The organism is Embleya scabrispora, from assembly GCF_002024165.1.
Taxonomy (GTDB): domain Bacteria; phylum Actinomycetota; class Actinomycetes; order Streptomycetales; family Streptomycetaceae; genus Embleya; species Embleya scabrispora_A.
In genome coordinates, this window is record NZ_MWQN01000003.1 from 452,768 (window position 1) to 471,892 (window position 19,125).

The 19,125-nt window shown below is 72.5% G+C and carries 14 protein-coding genes; 13 read left to right on the top strand and 1 reads right to left on the bottom strand.

The genetic code is table 11. The features are described from left to right. Positions 1–270 precede the first annotated feature (270 nt). From B4N89_RS37715 to B4N89_RS37750, 8 genes are all read left to right on the top strand, one after another. Positions 271–1,302, top strand: a complete 1,032-nt coding sequence (locus tag B4N89_RS37715; RefSeq protein WP_078981057.1) for an ABC transporter permease — start codon at positions 271–273, stop codon at positions 1,300–1,302. 79 nt (positions 1,303–1,381) lie between these two features. After that, the gene (locus B4N89_RS37720) at positions 1,382–3,172 is read left to right on the top strand and encodes an ABC transporter substrate-binding protein (RefSeq protein ID WP_078981058.1); all 1,791 of its coding nucleotides are present in this window, start codon (positions 1,382–1,384) and stop codon (positions 3,170–3,172) included. A gap of 108 nt (positions 3,173–3,280) precedes the next feature. Next, positions 3,281–4,279 (top strand): ABC transporter permease, encoded by a 999-nt coding sequence (locus tag B4N89_RS37725; protein WP_078981059.1) that lies wholly within the window; start codon positions 3,281–3,283, stop codon positions 4,277–4,279. Next, positions 4,276–5,373, top strand: a complete 1,098-nt coding sequence (locus B4N89_RS37730) for an ABC transporter ATP-binding protein (RefSeq protein WP_078981060.1) — start codon at positions 4,276–4,278, stop codon at positions 5,371–5,373. The genes B4N89_RS37725 and B4N89_RS37730 overlap by 4 nt, the downstream gene beginning before the upstream one ends. Next, positions 5,370–6,530 carry an ABC transporter ATP-binding protein gene (locus tag B4N89_RS37735; RefSeq protein ID WP_078981061.1) on the top strand — a complete coding sequence of 387 codons (1,161 nt, stop codon included), beginning with the start codon at positions 5,370–5,372 and terminating at the stop codon, positions 6,528–6,530. Before B4N89_RS37730 ends, B4N89_RS37735 begins: the two co-directional genes overlap by 4 nt. A gap of 46 nt (positions 6,531–6,576) precedes the next feature. Further along, entirely contained in the window at positions 6,577–9,876 is a 3,300-nt protein-coding gene (locus B4N89_RS37740; protein WP_143658226.1) for a helix-turn-helix transcriptional regulator, read from the top strand. A 180-nt stretch (positions 9,877–10,056) separates the two neighbouring features. Further along, complete coding sequence (locus tag B4N89_RS37745; RefSeq protein WP_078981063.1) at positions 10,057–10,929, top strand: NAD-dependent epimerase/dehydratase family protein; 873 nt, start codon at positions 10,057–10,059, stop codon at positions 10,927–10,929. After that, on the top strand, positions 10,922–11,788 hold the full coding sequence (locus B4N89_RS37750) for an MBL fold metallo-hydrolase (RefSeq protein WP_235619189.1): 867 nt from the start codon (positions 10,922–10,924) through the stop codon (positions 11,786–11,788). The genes B4N89_RS37745 and B4N89_RS37750 overlap by 8 nt, the downstream gene beginning before the upstream one ends. Before the next feature lie 67 nt (positions 11,789–11,855). Here the strand turns inward: B4N89_RS37750 and B4N89_RS37755 are convergent, their stop codons facing one another. Beyond that, on the bottom strand, positions 11,856–12,824 hold the full coding sequence (locus B4N89_RS37755) for a serine hydrolase domain-containing protein (RefSeq protein WP_235619190.1): 969 nt from the start codon (positions 12,822–12,824) through the stop codon (positions 11,856–11,858). Positions 12,825–13,273: 449 nt separating this feature from the next. Between B4N89_RS37755 and B4N89_RS37760 the strand changes: the two genes are divergently transcribed. From B4N89_RS37760 to B4N89_RS37785, 5 genes are all read left to right on the top strand, one after another. After that, positions 13,274–14,887 carry a PucR family transcriptional regulator gene (locus B4N89_RS37760; protein WP_078981064.1) on the top strand — a complete coding sequence of 538 codons (1,614 nt, stop codon included), beginning with the start codon at positions 13,274–13,276 and terminating at the stop codon, positions 14,885–14,887. 42 nt (positions 14,888–14,929) lie between these two features. Beyond that, on the top strand, positions 14,930–15,913 hold the full coding sequence (locus B4N89_RS48280; protein WP_101897477.1) for an STM4015 family protein: 984 nt from the start codon (positions 14,930–14,932) through the stop codon (positions 15,911–15,913). An 87-nt stretch (positions 15,914–16,000) separates the two neighbouring features. After that, positions 16,001–16,978, top strand: a complete 978-nt coding sequence (locus B4N89_RS37775) for an STM4015 family protein (protein ID WP_078981067.1) — start codon at positions 16,001–16,003, stop codon at positions 16,976–16,978. After that, a complete protein-coding gene (locus B4N89_RS37780) occupies positions 16,959–18,164 on the top strand; it encodes an STM4014 family protein (protein WP_078981068.1) in 1,206 nt (401 codons plus the stop codon). Before B4N89_RS37775 ends, B4N89_RS37780 begins: the two co-directional genes overlap by 20 nt. A gap of 56 nt (positions 18,165–18,220) precedes the next feature. Beyond that, a complete protein-coding gene (locus B4N89_RS37785) occupies positions 18,221–19,030 on the top strand; it encodes an STM4013/SEN3800 family hydrolase (RefSeq protein WP_201261130.1) in 810 nt (269 codons plus the stop codon). The last annotated feature ends 95 nt before the right edge of the window (positions 19,031–19,125 follow it).

Here is a 19,125-nt window from a genome sequence, read left to right on the forward strand (position 1 = left end):
CGCCTCTTTGGCCGGACATCCAAAGCATTCGCGGAATCTCTGGACGGGCATCACATGCCCCCGGCGGATCCAGGAGCCACGCTTTCCGCAGGCACTATCCGGCAAACGTACGGCGGGCCCGTCCCGCCCCGCGGGAAGTGCCGGTGTGAGCGGTGGCGAACCCGCACTCCGGTCCCGATGGCCGAGCTCCGCGGGGCGGTGTGGTCGCCCCGCACCCGGTGCACATCCACTACGGTCCGGCCCGCGCCGGTCGAGAGGGGTCCCTGTCAGATGACGGCACCATTGCACGAGCCGACCGCGAAAGCGGCCCCGAGCCCGGTCGCGGCAGCGGCCCCCGGCGTGGTCGACGAAGCGGCGGCGGCCGGGGGCGGCACCGGGCCCGTACAGGGCCGTTCGCCGGCGCGAATCGCCTGGGAACGACTCAGGCGGGACAGGTTGGCCCTGGCGGGCGGCGCCGTCATCCTCGCGCTCGTCGTGATCGCGGTGCTCGCGCCGGTGATCTCGGATCTGGTCGGACAGGATCCGGACGTCTTCCACGAGGACACGATCGACCCGCTGTTCGGCACCCCCAAGGGATCCCTCGGCGGCGTCAGCGGCGAGCACCTGCTCGGCGTGGAGCCGGTCAACGGCCGGGACATCTTCGCCCGCATCCTCCACGGCGCCCGGATCTCGCTGCTCGTCGGCTTCCTGTCCGCCCTGGTGGCGGTCGTCCTGGGCACGGTCCTGGGCATCGTGGCGGGCTTCTTCGGCGGTTGGGTGGACGCCGCCATCAGCCGCGTCATGGATGGTCTGCTCGCCTTCCCACAACTGTTGTTCATCATCGCGCTGGTCTCGGTCATGCCGAACGACATGCTGGGCATGACCGGTTCGAGCGTCCGCGTGTTCGTGATGATCCTGGTCATCGGTTTCTTCGGATGGCCCTACATCGGGCGCGTGGTGCGCGGCCAGACGTTGTCGATGCGCGAACGCGAGTACGTCGAGGCCGCCCGCGCGCTGGGCGCCGGGCGTTTCCACATCCTGGCCAAGGAGCTGCTGCCCAATCTCGTGGCCCCGATCGTCGTCTACACGACGATGATGATCCCCACGAACATCCTGACCGAGGCCGCGCTCAGCTTCCTGGGTGTGGGCGTCAAACCGCCCACCGCCTCGTGGGGACAGATGCTCTCGAACGCGATCGACTACTACGACTCGGATCCGCTGTACATGATCGTTCCGGGCGTGGCCATCTTCACCACCGTTCTTGCCTTCAACCTCTTCGGCGACGGCGTGCGCGACGCGCTCGACCCCAAGGGCTCGCGCTGAACCGCCGTACCCCAGGCCACCCGAGGCGACCCGCGGCACGTTCCCGGGGCACCGCACACAATCCGGAGGATCCGAGATCGTGACTACCCGACACGCCCCAAAGCGGCGCAAGCAGGCACTGGCCGCGGCGGCCGTGGTCGCAGGACTGCTGACCACGGCGGCGTGCGGCGGTGACGGCGACACGGCGAGCGCGGCCGGCTACGACGCCGCCACCACCAAGGTCGTCAACACCGCCACGACGAAAGGCGGCACCCTGAGATTCGCCGGCACCCAGGACGGCGACTCGTGGGACACCACGCGCAGTTACTACGGCTTCGCCTGGAACTTCATGCGGTTCTACAGCCGCCAACTGGTCACCTACAAGACCGAACCCGGCAAGGCGGGCGCCACGCTGACCCCCGACCTCGCCACCGACATGGGCAGGGTGTCGGACGACGGCAAGACGTACACGTTCACCCTGCGCGACGAGGTCACGTGGGAGGACGGCAGGCCGATCACCTCCAGGGACGTCAAGTACGGCATCGAACGCCAGTGGGCGCAGGACGTGTTGTCGGGCGGCCCGGTCTACCTCAAGGACATCCTCGACCCCGACGGCGAGTATCACGGCCCGTACCGGGACGAGTCCGCCGACAAGCTCGGTCTGAAAACGATCGAGACGCCCGACGACAAAACGATCGTCTTCCGACTGCCGCAGCGCAACAGCGACTTCGCGCAGATGCTCGCGATCCCGTCCGCCTCCCCGGTGCGTCAGGACAAGGACACCAAGTCCAAGTACGGCTTGCGTCCGTTCTCCAGCGGCCCGTACCGGTTCGAGTCGTACGACCCGGGCAAGGACCTGCAACTGGTCCGCAATCCGCAGTGGAAGCAGGCCTCGGACCCGGTGCGCAGGGCCTATCCGGACACCGTGAGCGTCAAGTTCTTCTCCAACGCCAACGACATGGACCAGCGGCTGATCGCCGGCGACTACGACCTGGATCTCGGCCAGTCCGGCCTGTCGCCGCAGGGCCGCCAGACCGCGCTCAAGCAGCACAAGGGCAACCTGGACAACCCGCTCTCCGGCTACATCCGCTACGCGGCCTTCCCGCAGAACGTGAAGCCGTTCGACAACGAGCACTGCCGCAAGGCGGTCATCCACGGGGCCGACCACCTGTCCCTGCAGACCGCGCGCGGCGGCCCCGTCGCCGGCGGCGACATCGGAACCAACATGTTGCCGCCGACGGTCCCGGGCGCCCAGGGCGTCACGTACGACCCGTTCGACATGGCCGGCGCCGACCGCAACGGAAACGTCGCCAAGGCCAAGCAGGAGTTGGTGGCCTGCGGCAAGCCGGACGGCTTCACCACCACCATCGCCGTCCGCAACAACAAGCCGGTCGAGGTGGCCACCGCCCAGTCCCTGCAGGCGTCGTTGAAGAAGATCGGCATCGACGCGCAGATCGACCAGTACGACGGCGCGCAGACCTCCGGCATCGTCGGCAGCCCCGACAACGTGGCGAAGAAGGGCTACGGCATCGTCATCGACGGCTGGGCCGCCGACTTCCCGTCCGTCCAGGGCTTCGGCCGGCCGCTGTGGGACGGCAAGTACGTCCTGGAGAGCGGCAACGTCAACTACGCCCTGATCAAGGACCCGGCGATCGACGACCTCTTCGACGCCTTCGCCAAGGAGCCCGACGAGGGCGCCAAGGGCCGGATCGCCACACAGATCAACCACAAGGTCATGGAGGGCGGGTACTACCTGCCCTTCACCTACGAGAAGTATCTGAACTGGCGCGGCGGCCGACTCACCAACGTCTACATGACGGACGCGTACAACGGCTACGACTTCGTCAGTCTCGGCCTCGACTCCGGCAAGTCCTCGAAGACTTCGCCGTGAACCCCGGCACACCCGTCGAACGGCACGAAAGGCAGGTGAAGGCCGGCGCGGCGTGACCGCGGGCCGCCGGAAACCCGGCGGCCCGTGCTCCGCGGCGGGCCGTTAGCTGTGCTCACTTACCTCATCAGGCGGCTGTTCGCCGCCGCAGTGATGCTGGTGGTCATCATCATGGTGGTCTTCGGCATCTTCTTCCTCGTCCCCGAATGGACGGGCGTCGACATCGCCGCGAGCTTCGTCGGCAAGCAGGCCGACCCCGCCGCGGTCGAGGCCGTGCGGGAGAAGCTCGGTCTGAGCGAGCCCATCCAGGTCCAGGCCTGGGAGTTCTTCAAGGGCATCTTCGCGGGCCGCACCTACTCGACCGGCGGCGACGTGGTGCACTGCTCCGCGCCGTGCTTCGGCTACTCGTTCAAGAGCGAACAGGCCGTCTGGCCGGTGCTGACCGACCGTTTCCCGGTGACCCTGGGACTCGCGCTCGGCGCCGCCGTGTTGTGGCTGGTCTTCGGGGTCGCCGCGGGCGTGCTCTCCGCGCTCAAGCGCGGCAGCCTGTGGGACCGCGGCGCGATGGTCGCCGCCCTCGCGGGGGTGTCCCTGCCCATCTACTTCACCGGCATGCTCTCCCTGGCGACCTTCGCGTTCGGACTGAAGTGGCTCGACGCGCAGTACGTGCCGTTCGGCCGGGATCCCGGCGGCTGGTTCGGCGGCATGATCCTGCCGTGGATCACCCTCGCCTTCCTGTACGCGGCGATGTACGCGCGCATCACCCGCGCCACGATGATGGAGGTGCTGGGCGAGGACTACATCCGTACCGCGCGCGCCAAGGGCCTGCCGGAGCGGACCGTCGTCGGCAAGCACGCCATGCGCTCCACGATGACGCCGATCCTGACCATGCTGGGCATGGACCTCGGCGCCCTCATCGGCGGCGCGATCCTCACCGAGTCGACGTTCAACCTGCCGGGCCTGGGCCAGGCCGTGCTGAACGCCATCCGCAACCAGGACCTGCCGATCATCCTGGGCGTCGTCCTGATCACCTCCCTCGCGGTGCTGCTGGCCAACCTCCTGGTGGACGTGCTCTACGCCGTGATCGATCCCCGTGTGAGGCTCGCGTGACCACCTCCGACACGAGCACCGCCGTATCCGACCGGCCCGCCGGCGCCTCGACCGCGCCGCGCCCGTTCCTGGACGTGCGCGACCTGCGGGTGCACTTCCCGACCGACGACGGCGTGGTCAAGTCCGTCGACGGGCTCAGCTTCCACCTGGAGAAGGGTCGGACGCTGGGCATCGTCGGCGAGTCGGGCTCCGGCAAGTCGGTGACCTCGCTCGGCATCATGGGCCTGCACACGACCGGGCAGTACGGCAGGCGCAAGGCGCGGATCTCCGGCGAGATCTGGCTGGACGGCACCGAGTTGTTGTCGGCCGGACCCGAACACGTACGCCGCTTGCGCGGCCGCCGGATGGCGATGATCTTCCAGGATCCGCTGTCCGCGCTGCACCCGTACTACACGATCGGCCGGCAGATCGTCGAGGCGTACCGGATCCACCACGACGTGGATCGCAGGACCGCCCGCAGACGGGCGGTGGAAATGCTCGACCGGGTCGGCATCCCCCAGCCGGACAAGCGGGTCGACGCCTACCCGCACGAGTTCTCCGGGGGCATGCGCCAGCGCGCGATGATCGCGATGTCCCTGGTGAACAACCCCGAACTGCTCATCGCGGACGAGCCCACCACCGCCCTCGACGTCACCGTCCAGGCGCAGATCCTCGACCTCGTCCTGGACCTGCAGAAGGAGTTCGGCTCCGCGGTCATCGTGATCACCCACGACCTGGGCGTCGTCGCCGAACTCGCCGACGACGTCCTGGTGATGTACGCCGGCCGCTGCGTCGAACGGGGCCCGGCGGAACGGGTGTTCCACGAACCCGGGCACCCCTACACCTGGGGTCTGCTCGGCTCGATGCCGCGCCTGGACCGCGAACAGCAGGACCGGCTGGTCCCGGTCGAGGGCTCTCCGCCTTCGCTGATCAACCCGCCGTCCGGCTGCGCCTTCCACCCGCGTTGCCCGTACGCGGACGTGCCGAAGGACGACGTCACCCGCACGGTCCGCCCCGAACCCACCGAGGTCGGCGAGCGGCACTGGGTCGCCTGCCACTTGACGCGGGAGCAGCGGGAGCGGATCCGGACCGAAGAGATTGCGCCGAGATCGTGAACGAGAACGCGGAGGACGACGCAGTGGGCAACCCCGCACACGAGCACGCCCGGCCCGCCGGTGCCGTCGGCTCGTCCGACGGTGCGACCACCCTCGCCGGGGGCGCCGCGCGCGGCGAGGTCCTGTTGAAGGTGACCGGGCTGCGGAAGCACTTCCCGATCCGCAAGGGCCTCTTCCAGCGCCGGGCCGGCGCGGTGCGGGCCGTGGACGGCATCGACTTCGAGGTGCGCTCGGGCGAAACGCTCGGTGTGGTGGGCGAATCGGGCTGCGGCAAGTCGACGATGGGCCGGTTGATCACCCGCCTGCTCGAACCGACCTCGGGCACGATCGAGTTCGAGGGCGAGGACATCACGCGCCTCGGCGTGCGGGGCATGCGCCCGCTGCGCCGGGACGTGCAGATGATCTTCCAGGACCCCTACTCGTCGTTGAACCCGCGCCACACCACCGGCACGATCATCGGCGCCCCCTTCCGGCTCCAGGGCGTCGAGCCCGAGGGCGGCATCAAGAAGGAGGTGCAGCGACTGCTGTCGGTGGTCGGCCTCAGTCCCGAGCACTACAACCGCTACCCGAACGAGTTCTCCGGCGGTCAGCGCCAGCGCATCGGCATCGCCCGCGCGCTCGCCCTCGGGCCGAAGCTGGTGGTGGCGGACGAGCCGGTGTCCGCGCTCGACGTGTCGATCCAGGCCCAGGTCGTCAACCTCATGGACGACCTGCAGCGCGAACTGGGCCTGACCTACGTGATCATCGCGCACGATCTGTCCGTCGTCCGGCACGTCTCGGACCGGATCGCGGTGATGTACCTCGGCAGGATCGTCGAACTCGCCGACCGGGAGTTGCTCTACCGGGCGCCGATGCACCCGTACACGAAGGCGCTGATGTCGGCCGTCCCGATCCCGGACCCGCGGCGCAGAAAGGACCGGAGCGAGCGGGTGCGGCTCGAAGGCGACGTGCCCTCGCCGATCGACCCGCCCAGCGGCTGCCGCTTCCACACTCGGTGCTGGAAGGCCACGTCGGTGTGTACGACGGCCGAGCCGCCGTTGGAGGAGCTGCGGCCGGGTCAACAGGTGGCCTGCCATCACCCGGAGAACACCGCCGACCGGGCCCCGCAGGACACGGGCGCGGTCGCCACTGCGCAGGTGGCGCCCACGCGGCCGTGACGCCCGGTCGCGGTCGCGGCCTCGGCCCCCGGATAAGTTGACCTTCGTGCTGCACGGACGAACGCCCCACACCGCCGCCCTCGACACCCTGGTCCGCGCCGCCGCCCGGGGACACGGGGGCGCGGTCGTCCTGATCGGCGACATCGGCACCGGCAAGAGCGCACTACTCGACGCCGCAGCCGAAACCGCAAAGGACCTACGCCCGCCGCACGCCACGGACGGGCAGACCGGAACGGGGCTGCCCGCGCCGCGCGACACCGGGGGCGAGTCGGGAACGGCCCTGAGCGCGCCGCGCGACGCCGGGGCGGGGGCCACCGCAGGGCTGCGGGTGCTGCGCGGCGCCGACGGGCAGGCCGGAACCCGGCTGCCCGCGCCGCGCGACGCCGGGGGCGAGTCGGGGACGGGTCTGTGCGTGCCGCGCGATGCCGGTGTGGGGCTGCGGGTGCTGCGCGGCGCCGAGCCCGAAGCCGGAACGGGGCCGCACGTGCCATGCGGCGCCGACGGGCAGGCCGGAACGGGGCTGCCCGCGCCGCGCGACGCCGGGGACGGGTCGGGCACGGGTCCGTGCGTGCCGCGCGGGGCCGGTGTGGGGGTGCGGGTGCTGCGCGGCGCCGAGCCCGAAGCCGGAACGGGGCCGCACGTGCCATGCGGCGCCGACGGGCAGGCCGGAACCCGGCTGCCCGCGCCGCGCGACGCCGGGGGCGAGTCGGGGACGGGTCTGTGCGTGCCGCGCGATGCCGGTGTGGGGGTGCGGGTGGTGCGGGGGGCTGGGGTCGAGTCGGAGGCTCGGCTGCCGTATGCGGGCCTGCATGTCGTGCTTCGCGAGGCGTTGCATCTGGCCGGCCGGCTCCCCCCGCATCAGGCCGACGCGCTGCGCCGCGCCGTGCACGGGTCCGCCGCCGATCCGGCCGTGCCGGGCGACTACGACCGGTTCCTCGTCGGCGCCGCCGCGCTCGGCCTGCTCGGCGAACTCGCCGACGAGCAGCCGCTGATCGTACTCGTCGACGACGCGCACTGGCTCGACCAGGAGAGCGCCGACGCCCTGCTGTTCGCCGCGCGCCGGCTCGCGGCCGAGCCCGTGGCGATCGTCTTCGCCGCCCGCGACGGGTCGGCCGACTTCGACGCACCCGGGCTGCCCGTGCACCGCCTGGAGCCGCTGGACGACGACGCCGGCGCCGCGCTGCTCGACCGGCACGCCCCCGGCCTCACCCCGGCCGTGCGCCGCAGGCTGCTGCGCCAAGCGGCCGGGAATCCGCTCGCCCTCGTCGAACTCGCCGCCGCCCTCACGCCCGGTCTGCGCACCGAGGCGGACCTGCTCGACGACCACGAGATCGCGGTGCTGCCCGCGTCCTGGCGGGTCCGTCGCCTGTACGACGAACGCATCGGGACCCTGCCCGCCGCCACCCGCACGCTCCTCACCCTCGCCGCGGCCGACGACACCGGCGACCCCGCCCTGGTCCTGCGCGCGGGACGCGAACTCGGCGCCCTGCCCGAGGATCTCGAACCCGCCGAACACGCCGGGCTGATCCATCTCACCCCCACCCACCTCGCCTTCCACCATCCGCTCGCCCGCGCGGCGGCCTATCACGGCGCCACGCTCGGCCGGCGCAACGCGGCCCATCACGCGCTCGCCGCGGCGCTGCCCGAGAGCGACCGCGACCGGCAGACCTGGCACCTGGCCGCCGCCACGGTCGGCCACGACGCCGCCGTGGCCGACCGACTCGAGGAGGCGGCCGAACACTTCCGCGCCCGGGGCGGGCGCGCGACGGTCGCCACCGCGTACCGGCGGGCGGCCCAACTCACCGAGGACCCCCGGCTCCGCGCCCACCGGCTCACCCAGGCCGCGCTCGCCGCCGCCGAAGCGGGTCGCCCCGAGACCGCCGCCGCGCTCGCCGAGGCCGCCGCGCCGTACGCCGACGGTCCGGCGGTGACCGCCAGGCTCGCGTCGATCCGCGCCACCGTCGAACACACCGCCGGACGCCCCGACGCCGCCCGCCTCATCCTCGTCGAGGCCGCGCGCGCCACCGCGCCGCACGACCCGGACACCGCCGCCGGGATCCTCTTCGAGGCCGTCGCCGCCGCCTGGGACACCCCGGATCCGGCCGGCGCCACCACCGGCATCCTCGACACGCTCGCGGGCCTCGACTTCGGCGCCGGCCCCGCGCACACCGGAGCCCTCGCCCTCCACCACCTCGCCACCAAGAACCCCGAGGCCGGCCACCCTCTCCTGCGCCGCTTCACCGACGGCACGCGGGCCGCGGGCGGCACCCGCCCGCTCGCGGACGAGACCCGCCTACAGGGCTGGGACATGCTCCTCGGCGACTACCGGGGCGTGCACGACCGCGCCGAGATCCTCGAACGGCGGGCCCGCGAACAGGGCGCGATCGGCACCCTGCCCACGCTGCTGCTCCGACTCGCCCGCTGCCGCCTGTTCCTCGGCCGCCACGAACACGCGCACCGCACCGCCGTCGAGGGCCTCGACATCGCCCGAAGCACCGCCAACCACCACCACGAGGCCATGCTCCACGGCGTGCTCGCCGTCCTCGCCGCCATCGACGGCGACGAGGACGGGTATCGCGCCGCCGCCCGCCACGCCGGCGCCGGCGGCGGGCCGGCCGTCTGGACGGCCTGCGCCGAGGCCCTCCTCGATCTCGGCCGGGGCCGCCACGAAACCGCGCTGACCCGGCTCACCGACATCGCCGACGGCCCCCGCGCCCACGTCGCCGTCGCCATCCACGGCCTCGCCGACCACGTCGAGGCCGCCGCCCGCCTCGGCCGCCCCGACGAAGCCCGGCGCACCGCCGAGCGGTTCGCCGCCTGGGCACACGGCACCGGCACCCCGTGGGCGCGCGCCGTCGCGCTGCGCTGCCGGGCCCTGCTCGCCGCCGACGACACCGCCGGCGACCTGTACCGCTCCGCCCTCGAAGCCCACCGCGGCGACGGCCGGCCCTTCGAAGGGGCCCGCACCGAACTCCTCTACGGCGAATGGCTGCGCCGCAACCGGCAGCGCGCCGCCGCCCGCACCCACCTCACGGCCGCCCTCACCGCCTTCGAGACCCTGCGCGCCGGCCCGTGGCACCACCGCGCCGCCGCCGAACTCCGCGCCGTCGGCGCCCCCGCGGCCGGCCCGGTCGGCACCGGCGACCCCACCGACGCCACCGCGCGGCTCACCCCGCAGGAACTACACGTCGCCCGCCTGGCCGCCACCGGGCTCAGCAACCGCGACATCGGCGCCCGCCTGTTCCTCAGCCCGCGCACCGTCGGCTACCACCTCTCCAACGCCTACCCCAAGCTCGGCATCACCTCCCGCGCCGCACTGGGCACCCTCGACTGGCCGAGCACCTGACCGCGCACCCGACGCCCGGCACGACAAAGCACCCGCGACGATCGGCCGGACCCCGGCGACCCGGTACCCACCCCGGTCATTCGACGGATCCGCCACACCCCCACGCGTCCCTAGTGTCGTCCCGACAAGGCCGATCACCACCGGATCGGCCCACGGACCCACACGCACCAGGGGCACACCATGAAGGTCCTCGTCCTCGGCTCCACCGGCTACATCGGCACCGCCGTCACCCGCCGCCTCATCGAGGACGGCCACACCGTCGTCCCGTTCCTGAAGACCGGCACCCCGTCCGAGCCCGGCCTCGACGTGCGCTTCGGCGACCTCACCGACCCGGCCGGCCTCCGCGACGCCGTCACCGACGACATCGAGGCCGTCGTCAACCTCGCCACCCCCACCGGCGACGAACAGGCCGACGCCGACGCCGTCGAAGCCCTCACCGCACCGCTGCGCGGCACCGGCCGCGCCTTCGTCTACACCAGCGGCATCTGGGTGCTCGGCGCCACCGGCGACCAGGCCGTCGACGAGGACGCCCCCACCGACGCGATCGACATCGTCGGCTACCGCCCCCGCATCGAGCAGCAGGTCCTGGCCGCCGCCCGGGACGACGTGCGCAGCGCCGTCATCCGCCCCGGCATCGCGTACGGCCACGGCGGCGGCATACCCGCCCTCATGCTCGGCTGGGCCAAGGAGCACGGCACCGGCCGCTACGTCGGAACGCCCGGCACCCGCTGGCCGATGGTCCACGTCGACGACCTCGCCGCCCTGTACGCGCTCGTCCTCGCCAAGGCCGACGCCGGCACCCTGTGGCACGGCGTCGGCGTCGAGGCCGTCGCCACCCCGGCCCTCGCCGCCGCCGTCGACGTCGCCGCGGGCGGTATCGGCCGCGCCGAGCCGTGGCCGCTCGAACAGGCCGCCGAAACCCTCGGCTTCCCGTTCGCCGAAGCACTCGCCCTCGACCAGGCCGTCTCCGGCGAGCGTGCCGTACGCCTGCTCGGCTGGCGGCCCACCCAGGCCTCCCCGACCACCGACCTCGCCGCCGGCGACCGTGCCTGACACCGGCCCCGCACCCGCCGCCGTGCCCGCCCGGCGCACCTCCTCCGGCGCCGCTCTCCCCATCTGCACCGCCTGCGGCACCCAGTACGCCGGCCCCCGCCCCGACTGCCCCGTCTGCCGGGACGACCGCCAGTACGTCCCCGTCGCCGGCCAGCGGTGGACCACCCTCGCCGAGCTGCGCGCCGCGGGCCACACCGCGAAGTTCGCCGAACAGGGCCCCGAAGTCCTCGGTATCGGCACCACGGAGTCCATCGCCATCGGCCAACGCGCGCTGCTGCTGCGCACCACCGAGGGCAACATCCTCTGGGACTGCCCGCCCTACCTCGACGACTCCATGGCCGAGGCCGTCGCCGACCTCGGCGGCATCACCGCCATCGCGATCAGCCACCCCCACTTCTACTCCGTGATGGTCGAGTGGGCGCACGCCTTCGACGCGCCCGTCCACCTGCACGAAGCGGACCGCTCCTGGGTCGGACGCCCCGACCCGGCGCTGCGTTTCTGGTCCGGCGAGACCCGTCGACTGACCGACGAACTCACGCTGATCAACCCGAGGATCCACTTCCCGGGCAGCGCCGTCCTGCACTGGAGCGCGGGCGGCGGGGCACTCTTCTCGGGCGATGTCCTCAACGTCTGTCCGGACTGCCGCTGGATCACCGTCATGCACAGCTACGCGAACCACATCCCCGAACACCCCGACGCCGTCCGCCGTGCCGCCGAACTCCTCGGCCGATACCGCTTCGAACGCATCTACGGCGCCTGGTGGGACCGCGTGGTCACCGCCGACGGCAACGCGGTCCTGCGCCGCTCCGTCGACCGCTACCTCGCCTGGGAGGGCGCCACGACGCATCCCACCGACTGACCGCACCGACCGACCACGCGTCATCGCGGCGGAGCCGAAAACCGGCCCCGCCGCGATGATGTCGCCGTCAGCGCAGGTCGCGCAGGAGCTTGCTCATGATGGCGTCCACCCGGTCCGAGTCGAACGACTCCGAACCGATCAGCAGCGTCACCGACCGTCGGCCGTCGTCGGTGACGGCGTTCCGGAACTTGTGGCCGCTGGACATGCTGCCGCTGTGTCCCCACAACACGAAGCCCGGGTAGGGCTCGTGGCGCTCGACGCCCAGCCCGTAGCGCTCGTTCGCGACGTCCTCCGCGACCGTCGTCTTCAGCTCCGCGAGTTGGGCCGGGGCCAGCAGCTTCCCGGTCAACAGGGCGGTCCAGAAGGCGGTGGTGTCCGCACCGTCGGAGATCAGCGCACCCGACGCGTCGGCTTCGGAGGTGTTCCATTCGGTCCGGTCCACCAGGGTCTTGCCCCGCTCCGCGTAACCGCGCAACTCCGGCTTGGGCAACGTGGTGCGATCACCCGCCCATTCGGTCTCGCACAGCCCGAGCGGTGCGATGATCCGCTCCTCGATCTCGGTGGCGATGTCGCGGCCGGTGACCTCCTTGACGATCAGGCCGACCAGGTTGTAGTTGGTGTTGGAGTAGGCGAAGCCCGACGGCGCGCGCTCGGGCCTGGGCAGGGCGAGCGCCTGCCGGACCGTCTGCAGGGGCTCGATGTGATCCCACCGGTGCGCGTCCTCGTCCTCCCAGAACGGCGCGTCCAGGTAGTCGGGCAGGCCGCTCGTGTGCTGCAGAAGCTGTCGGATCGTGATGGTGCGCCCGTCGTAGAGCCTGGTGCGGATCAGACCCGGCAGGTAGTCGTCCACCGTGTCGTCGAGGCCGATCCGGCCCTCGCCGACGAGTTGCAGCACGACCGTGGCCGTCCACGTCTTGGTGTCGCTGCCGATGCGGCTGTGCTCGTCGCCGACGACCCTGCGGCCCGTCCTGCGATCGGCGACGCCGACACCGCCCGTGCGCACACCGCAGTTCGGGCTCTTCACCGTCACGGTCATCCCCGTGGCGCCGACACCTTCCAAAGCCTTCATCGCCGCCCGGATGGGCGTGGTGTCACACCGCGGCGCCGCCGCGCCCGCCTTCGCCGGCACCGTCAACAAAGACGCCGCACACGCCAAGGCCACGACCGCACTCGTCCTGTATCGCACAATGTCTCCTTCTGCGGCACCTATACGTGTGCCGTAATCGATAACGCCCGACGGACACGGATTTCGATATCGGCGAGCGGCAAAAACGGTCGACGGTCACCTGCGGCATTCGGCTCGTCACGGCCGGCTGCGGTCGGTTGCGCTCCATGGGGCCGTAGCAGGTACGGTCACTGGATGCGCCCGCCGCACGCTTGCCGAATTGTGCATGCGGAAAGCGTGGCGCCCGGATCGGCCGGGGGCATGTGATGCCGGTCCAGAGATTTCCCGAATGCTTTGTGGGTCCGGCCAAAGAGGTGAGAATGCTCGGTACCGGGGTTCCCGATCTCGGACAGGTCCTGGAGGTATTGGGCTCGTCACTGTTGCGGCCGTTGACCGAACCGCCGGAAAAGCCGGTGCCGGTCTCGGGCGTACTCATCCACGAGCGACGCGCCCCGCTCCCCTTCCCGGCCGTCACCGACGCGATCCTGCTCGCCGTCGGCGTGGGGATGGACGAGGCGCGGGCGATGGACCTGATCGGCTCGGCGGCACAGGCCGGGTACGCCTGCCTGGTGGTGAAGAGCTTCGGCGAGCCGGTCACCGCGTTGGTGGAGGCCGCCCGGCAGGCCGGCATCGTACTCCTGGCCGCCAACGAGGCGGTGGCCTGGCACCACCTGGACGCCATGATCTCCTCGGCCCTCACCCCCGCCGTGCGCTTCGGGCAGGCGGCCGGCGCCCCGGCCTTCGGCGACCTGTTCGCGCTGGCCAACGCGATCGCCGGCATGGTCGGCGGAGCCACCGTGATCGAGGATCCGCACCGGCGCATCCTCGCCTACTCGACCCTGCCCGGCCAGGCCGTCGACGAGGGCCGCCGCCAGGGCATCCTCGGCCTCCAGGTGCCCGACGGCCCGGACTACGACGAGCAGTACCGCGTGCTCACCCGGCTCGGGCGCACCTGCCGATTCCCCGCCGTTCCCGGCGGACTTCCCCGGCTCGGCGTCGCCGTGCGGGTGGGCAGCGAGGTGTTGGGGTCGATCTGGGTCGTCGACGCCGGCGAACACCTGGACTCCGCCGCCGAACAGGCCCTGTCCGATGTGGCGGACAACGTCGCGCTGCACCTGCTCGCGGCCCGCACCACGGAGTCCGCCGTCCGGCGCAGGTACGCCGACCTGCTGCGGCGGCTGCTGGCCGACCCGAGCAGTGTCACGGCGGTGGCCCCCCAGCTCGGCCTGGACCCGAACCTGCCCGTCGCCATGGCCGCGTTCGCCGTCGCCTCGGTCGATGCCGAGGACGCGCTCACCGCCCACGCGGCCACCCGGCTGGCGGACCTGGTCAGCCTGCACTGCGAGGCGCGCTACGGCAGACACGGCTGCGCGTTGATCGACGGAACGGTCTACGCGCTGCTCCCGGGCGAACCGTCGCCGAACGCGCACCGCGAACTCGTCGCCTACATCGCGCGGCGGGCGCACAGCGCGCTCCGGGTGCCCGTCCGGGCCGGACTCGGCTCGCCCGTCCAGGAACTGCGCTCGATCGAGAGTTCGCGCGCCGACGCGGATCTGGTGCTGCGCGCGCTGTCCGAGCGGCCGGGCGATCCGCAACCGTGCGAGGTGGCCTCGATCGACGAGATGTGGGCCGGCGCGACACTGTCCGCGCTGGCCGCGATGCTGGCCACACACGAGGTGGTCCCCCGCAGGCTCGGACCGGCCATCCGCGCCCACGACGTCGAACACGGCACCACCTACGCGTCGACCATCCTCGCCTACCTGGACGCCGACGGCGATGTCGCGGCCGCCTCGCATCTGCTGTCGGTACATCCGAACACGATCCGCTACCGGCTCTCCCGGGCCACGGAGATCTTCGGGTTCGATCTCGCCGACCCGGACGAACGCCTGGTGTTGTGGCTGCGGTTGCGCCTCGGCGGCCGGCTCGACTGGTAGACCCCCCGCTCCGTGGTCACCGGGCTCTGGTAGGCATGGCCCATGTCGAACTACGACGGCGACGAGCGGTTCGCCGGACTGCCCATAGCCGAGCTTCCCCCGCAGGCGAACCCCGAGGCCACGCGGGCCGAGAACGCGGCGGCGAGGAACGCGCGGCCGCTCCCCGCCGCGGCGGACGCGGCGTGGCGGCTGCGGATCGAGGGGTATCGGAGCACGGAGAAGTTCGCCGAGCACGTCGCGCGTTTCCTCGACACCGTCGACACACCGCGGGTCACCGCCCTGCTGGTCGGCATGTGGGAGCCGGGCGAGGACTCGAAGGAGGCGGTGCGCTCGCTCGTCGACGCCGCCGACCGGCTGCCCGCGCTGCGACACCTCTACTTCGGCGACATCGCGCCGGAGGAGAACGAGATCTCGTGGATCCTCCAGTCGGACATCACGCCGCTGTTCGAGGCGTTTCCCCGGCTGGAGACGCTGATCGTCCAGGGCGGCCAGGACCTCGTGCTCGATCCCGTGCGGCACGAGAGCCTGCGGCACCTGGAGTTCCGTACCGGCGGGCTCCCCGGGCGCGTGGTGCGCGCGGTCGGCGCGAGCACCTTCCCGGCGCTGCGCACGCTGGAGCTGTGGCTGGGCACCGACGAGTACGGCGGCGACGCGACCGTGCGCGACATCGAGGGCATCCTGCGTGCCGGCGGCCTGCCCGCGCTCACCCGGCTCGGCCTGATGAACAGCGAGATCCAGGACGAGGTCGCGGCCGCCGTCGCGGCCTCCCCCGTCCTCGGGCGGCTGACCGAACTCGACCTGTCCATGGGCGCGTTGGGCAACGAGGGCGCCGAGGCGCTGCTCCTGGGCCAGCCCCTCGGACACCTGCGGGTGCTGAACCTCAGCCACCACTTCATCACCCCCGCCATGCGGGAACGACTCACCGCGGCCCTCGCGGCACCCGGCCTCGCGCTGGACCTCGGCGACCCGCAGGAGCCCGACGACGACGGCGAGGAGGCCTGGCGCTACATCGCCGTCGCCGAGTGACCGACCCGCTCGCCCCGCACACCCCCATCGGCCGAACGGCATCCCGCCGTCCGGCCGTCCGCATCGCCCGGAAGCCGAGAACAGCGCATGTCGCTCTACGAGTTCACCGCACACTTCGGCGGCCTGCCCGTCGCCGACCTCCAACACCGCGACTCCACCGCGACGTCGACCACGCCGGACCACGCGCCGGACGCCGTCGCCTGGCGAATCCGGGTGGACCCGTGGGAACACGAGGAGGCCGAGTTCGAGAAGCTCTTCCGGTACTTCCTCGACACCGTCGACACCGCCCGGGTCACCGCGCTGCTGTGCGGGTGCTGGAGCGACGACCTGTCCGCCGAGAGTCCCGCGCTCGCGCTCCTGGTCGAGCACGCGGACCGCTTCCCGAACCTGCGTCACCTGTTCCTCGGCGACGTCGTCCAGGAGGAGTCCGAGATCTCGTGGATGGGCATCGGCACCCTCACCCCGGTGCTGCGGGCGTACCCGCGACTCGAGGAACTCGTCGTGCGCGGCAGCGCCTTCGACGGCAACCCGGACACCGCGCCTGCGCTGGAGCCGCTGCGGCACGACGCGCTGCGTACCCTGCGGTTCGAGAGCGGCGGCCTGTCCGCACGCCTCGTCGGCGCCATCGGCCTCTGCGACCTCCCGGCCCTGGAGGACCTGGAGATCTGGCTGGGCGTCAGCCACTACGACGGCACCGCGACCGTCGACGATCTCGCGGAGTTGATGTCCGGCGTACGCGTCCCGGCGCTGCGCCGGCTCGGTCTGATGAACAGTGAGATCCAGGACGCCGTGGCCGCGGCCGTGGCCGCCGCGCCGCTGACCGCCCGCCTGGAATCCCTCGACCTGTCGATGGGGACGCTGGGCGACGAGGGCGTCGAGGCGCTGCTCGCCGGCCAGCCGCTCACCCACCTGAAGACGCTGCGCGTCAACCACCACTTCGTGTCCGACACGATGGCCGAGCGCCTGCGGGAGACGCTGCGCCCGCACGGGGTCACCGTCGACATCAGCCGCCCCGAGGAGTTGCGGGACTGGGGCTCGGGCCGTTATGTCGAGGTCGCCGAATGACCCGCCGCGCGGGAGTGGCGGCGTGATCGCACACCCTGCCGTCACCGTCGTGGGCAATCCCGGCCACCGCCGCGTGGCCGGGTTCGCCGCGGCGGCCGAGGCCGCGGGGCTGCCGGAGCCGCGGTTGCTCGCCTGGCGCGACGTCCTCGCCCGGAGGCCGCTCGGGTTCCCCGCCGGGCCGGTGCGGATCGACTCGCCGGGCGAGGACGCCGCCGTGCACGCACTGCTGAGCGGCGCGCCCGCCGACCCGTTCCGGGTCGAGGGCGGCAGCGCCCGGCATGCCGCGTTCGTCGCCGCCCTCGCACGGATCGAGGCCGCCGTGGCGGCCTCCCCCGGGGCGTGGTCGGTGAACGACGCCGGGGAGATCGCGGTGATGTTCGACAAGCGCCGGGCGCACGCGTTGTTGGAGGCGCGCGGGGTTCCGCTGCCGCGCGCGCTGACCGGGCCCGGCGCGGAGCCGGTGCGCTCGTACGCCGACCTGCGGCGGCGGATGGCCGACGCGCGCTGCCCCCGGGTGTTCGTCAAGCCGCCGCACGGGTCGTCGGCGTCGGGTGTGGTGGCCCTGGAGACGCACGGCACGACGCGCGTCCAGGCGACGACGTCCGTCGAACTCGTGCGCGAGGCCGCCGGCGTCGCCCTGTACAACTCGCTGCGGATCAGCAGATATCGCGACGAAGCCGACGTCGCGGCGCTCGTGGACGCGCTCGGCGCCGACTGCGACGCGGGCGGCCTGCACGTCGAGGCGTGGTTGCCGAAGCTGACCCTGGACGGGCGCGCGACCGACCTGCGCGTCCTGGTCGTCGCGGGACGGGCCACACACGTCGTGGCCCGGTCGAGCCGGTCGCCGATGACGAACCTGCACCTGGGCAACGCGCGCGGCGATGTCGCGGCGGTGCGCGGCGCGGTCGGGGAGGACGCGTGGGCACGGGCGATGGCGACCTGCGTCCGGGCGGCCGGATGTTTCCCCCGTACGCTGCACGTCGGCGTCGACCTGCTGTTCGCGGTGGACCGGCGCCGGCACGCCGTGGGTGAGGTCAACGCGTTCGGGGACCTGCTGCCGGGTGTGCTGCATCAGGGGCGGGACACGTGGGGGGAGCAGGTCCACGCCCTGGGAGAAGGTTGGCGGCCGGCCGGATCCACCGGTGCGGCGCCCCGAGACGAGGATCGAGTTCCGTGCCCGACATGACGACACCTCGACCGCCCGAACCCGGGGATCGCGGCGGCCGGTCCGCGCCCGTGGACATGAACGCCGTCGTCGGCCGGCACGATCTGCTGATGGTGACCCTGGACACGCTGCGCTACGACGTAGCCGCCGAGTTGGTCGCCGCGGGGCGCCTGCCCAACCTGGCGCAAGTGCTCCCGGACGGCCGGTGGGAGCGGCGGCACACCCCGGGGAGCTTCACCTACGCCGCGCACACCGCCTTCCTCGCCGGCTTCCTGCCGACGCCGGTGGGCCGGGGTCCGCATCCGCGGTTGTTCGCCGCCCGGTTCGGCGGGAGCGAGTCGACCGCGCCGCACACGTGGGTCTTCGACGACGCGGACCTGCCGACCGCACTGGCCGCGGCGGGCTACCACACGGCCTGTATCGGCGGCGTCGGATTCTTCAACAAGCGGGGCGCGCTCGGCTCGGTGTTGCCCGGCATGTTCGCGGAGAGCCACTGGGATCCGGAACTCGGCGTCGCCTCGCCCACCTCGTTCGAGGCCCAGGTCGCGTGCGCCGAGCGGGTGGTGGGTGCGCTGGACCCCGACCGGAGGTTGTTTCTCCTGGTCAACGTCTCGGCGCTGCACCAGCCGAACTGGTTCCACCTGGCGGGCGCCGACCCGGCCGACGGCGACACCCGGGAGACGCACGCCGCGGCGCTGGAGTACGTGGACCGGCACATCGGCCGGCTGTTCCGGGCGATGAGCGGCCGCCGCCCCTGCTTCGCGATCGTCACGTCCGACCACGGCACGGCCTACGGCGAGGACGGGTACACCGGCCATCGGCTCGGCCACGAGGTGGTGTGGACGGTCCCGTACGCCCACTTCACCCTCGACCCGGGCCAGTGGTGAGCGCGGCCCCGGGCGGACCGGAACGGGCCCGGGTGGCGGCGGTGCCGCAGGTGTCGGCCCCGGGTGCCCACCGTGTCGGGTCGGCCGCCTAGGCT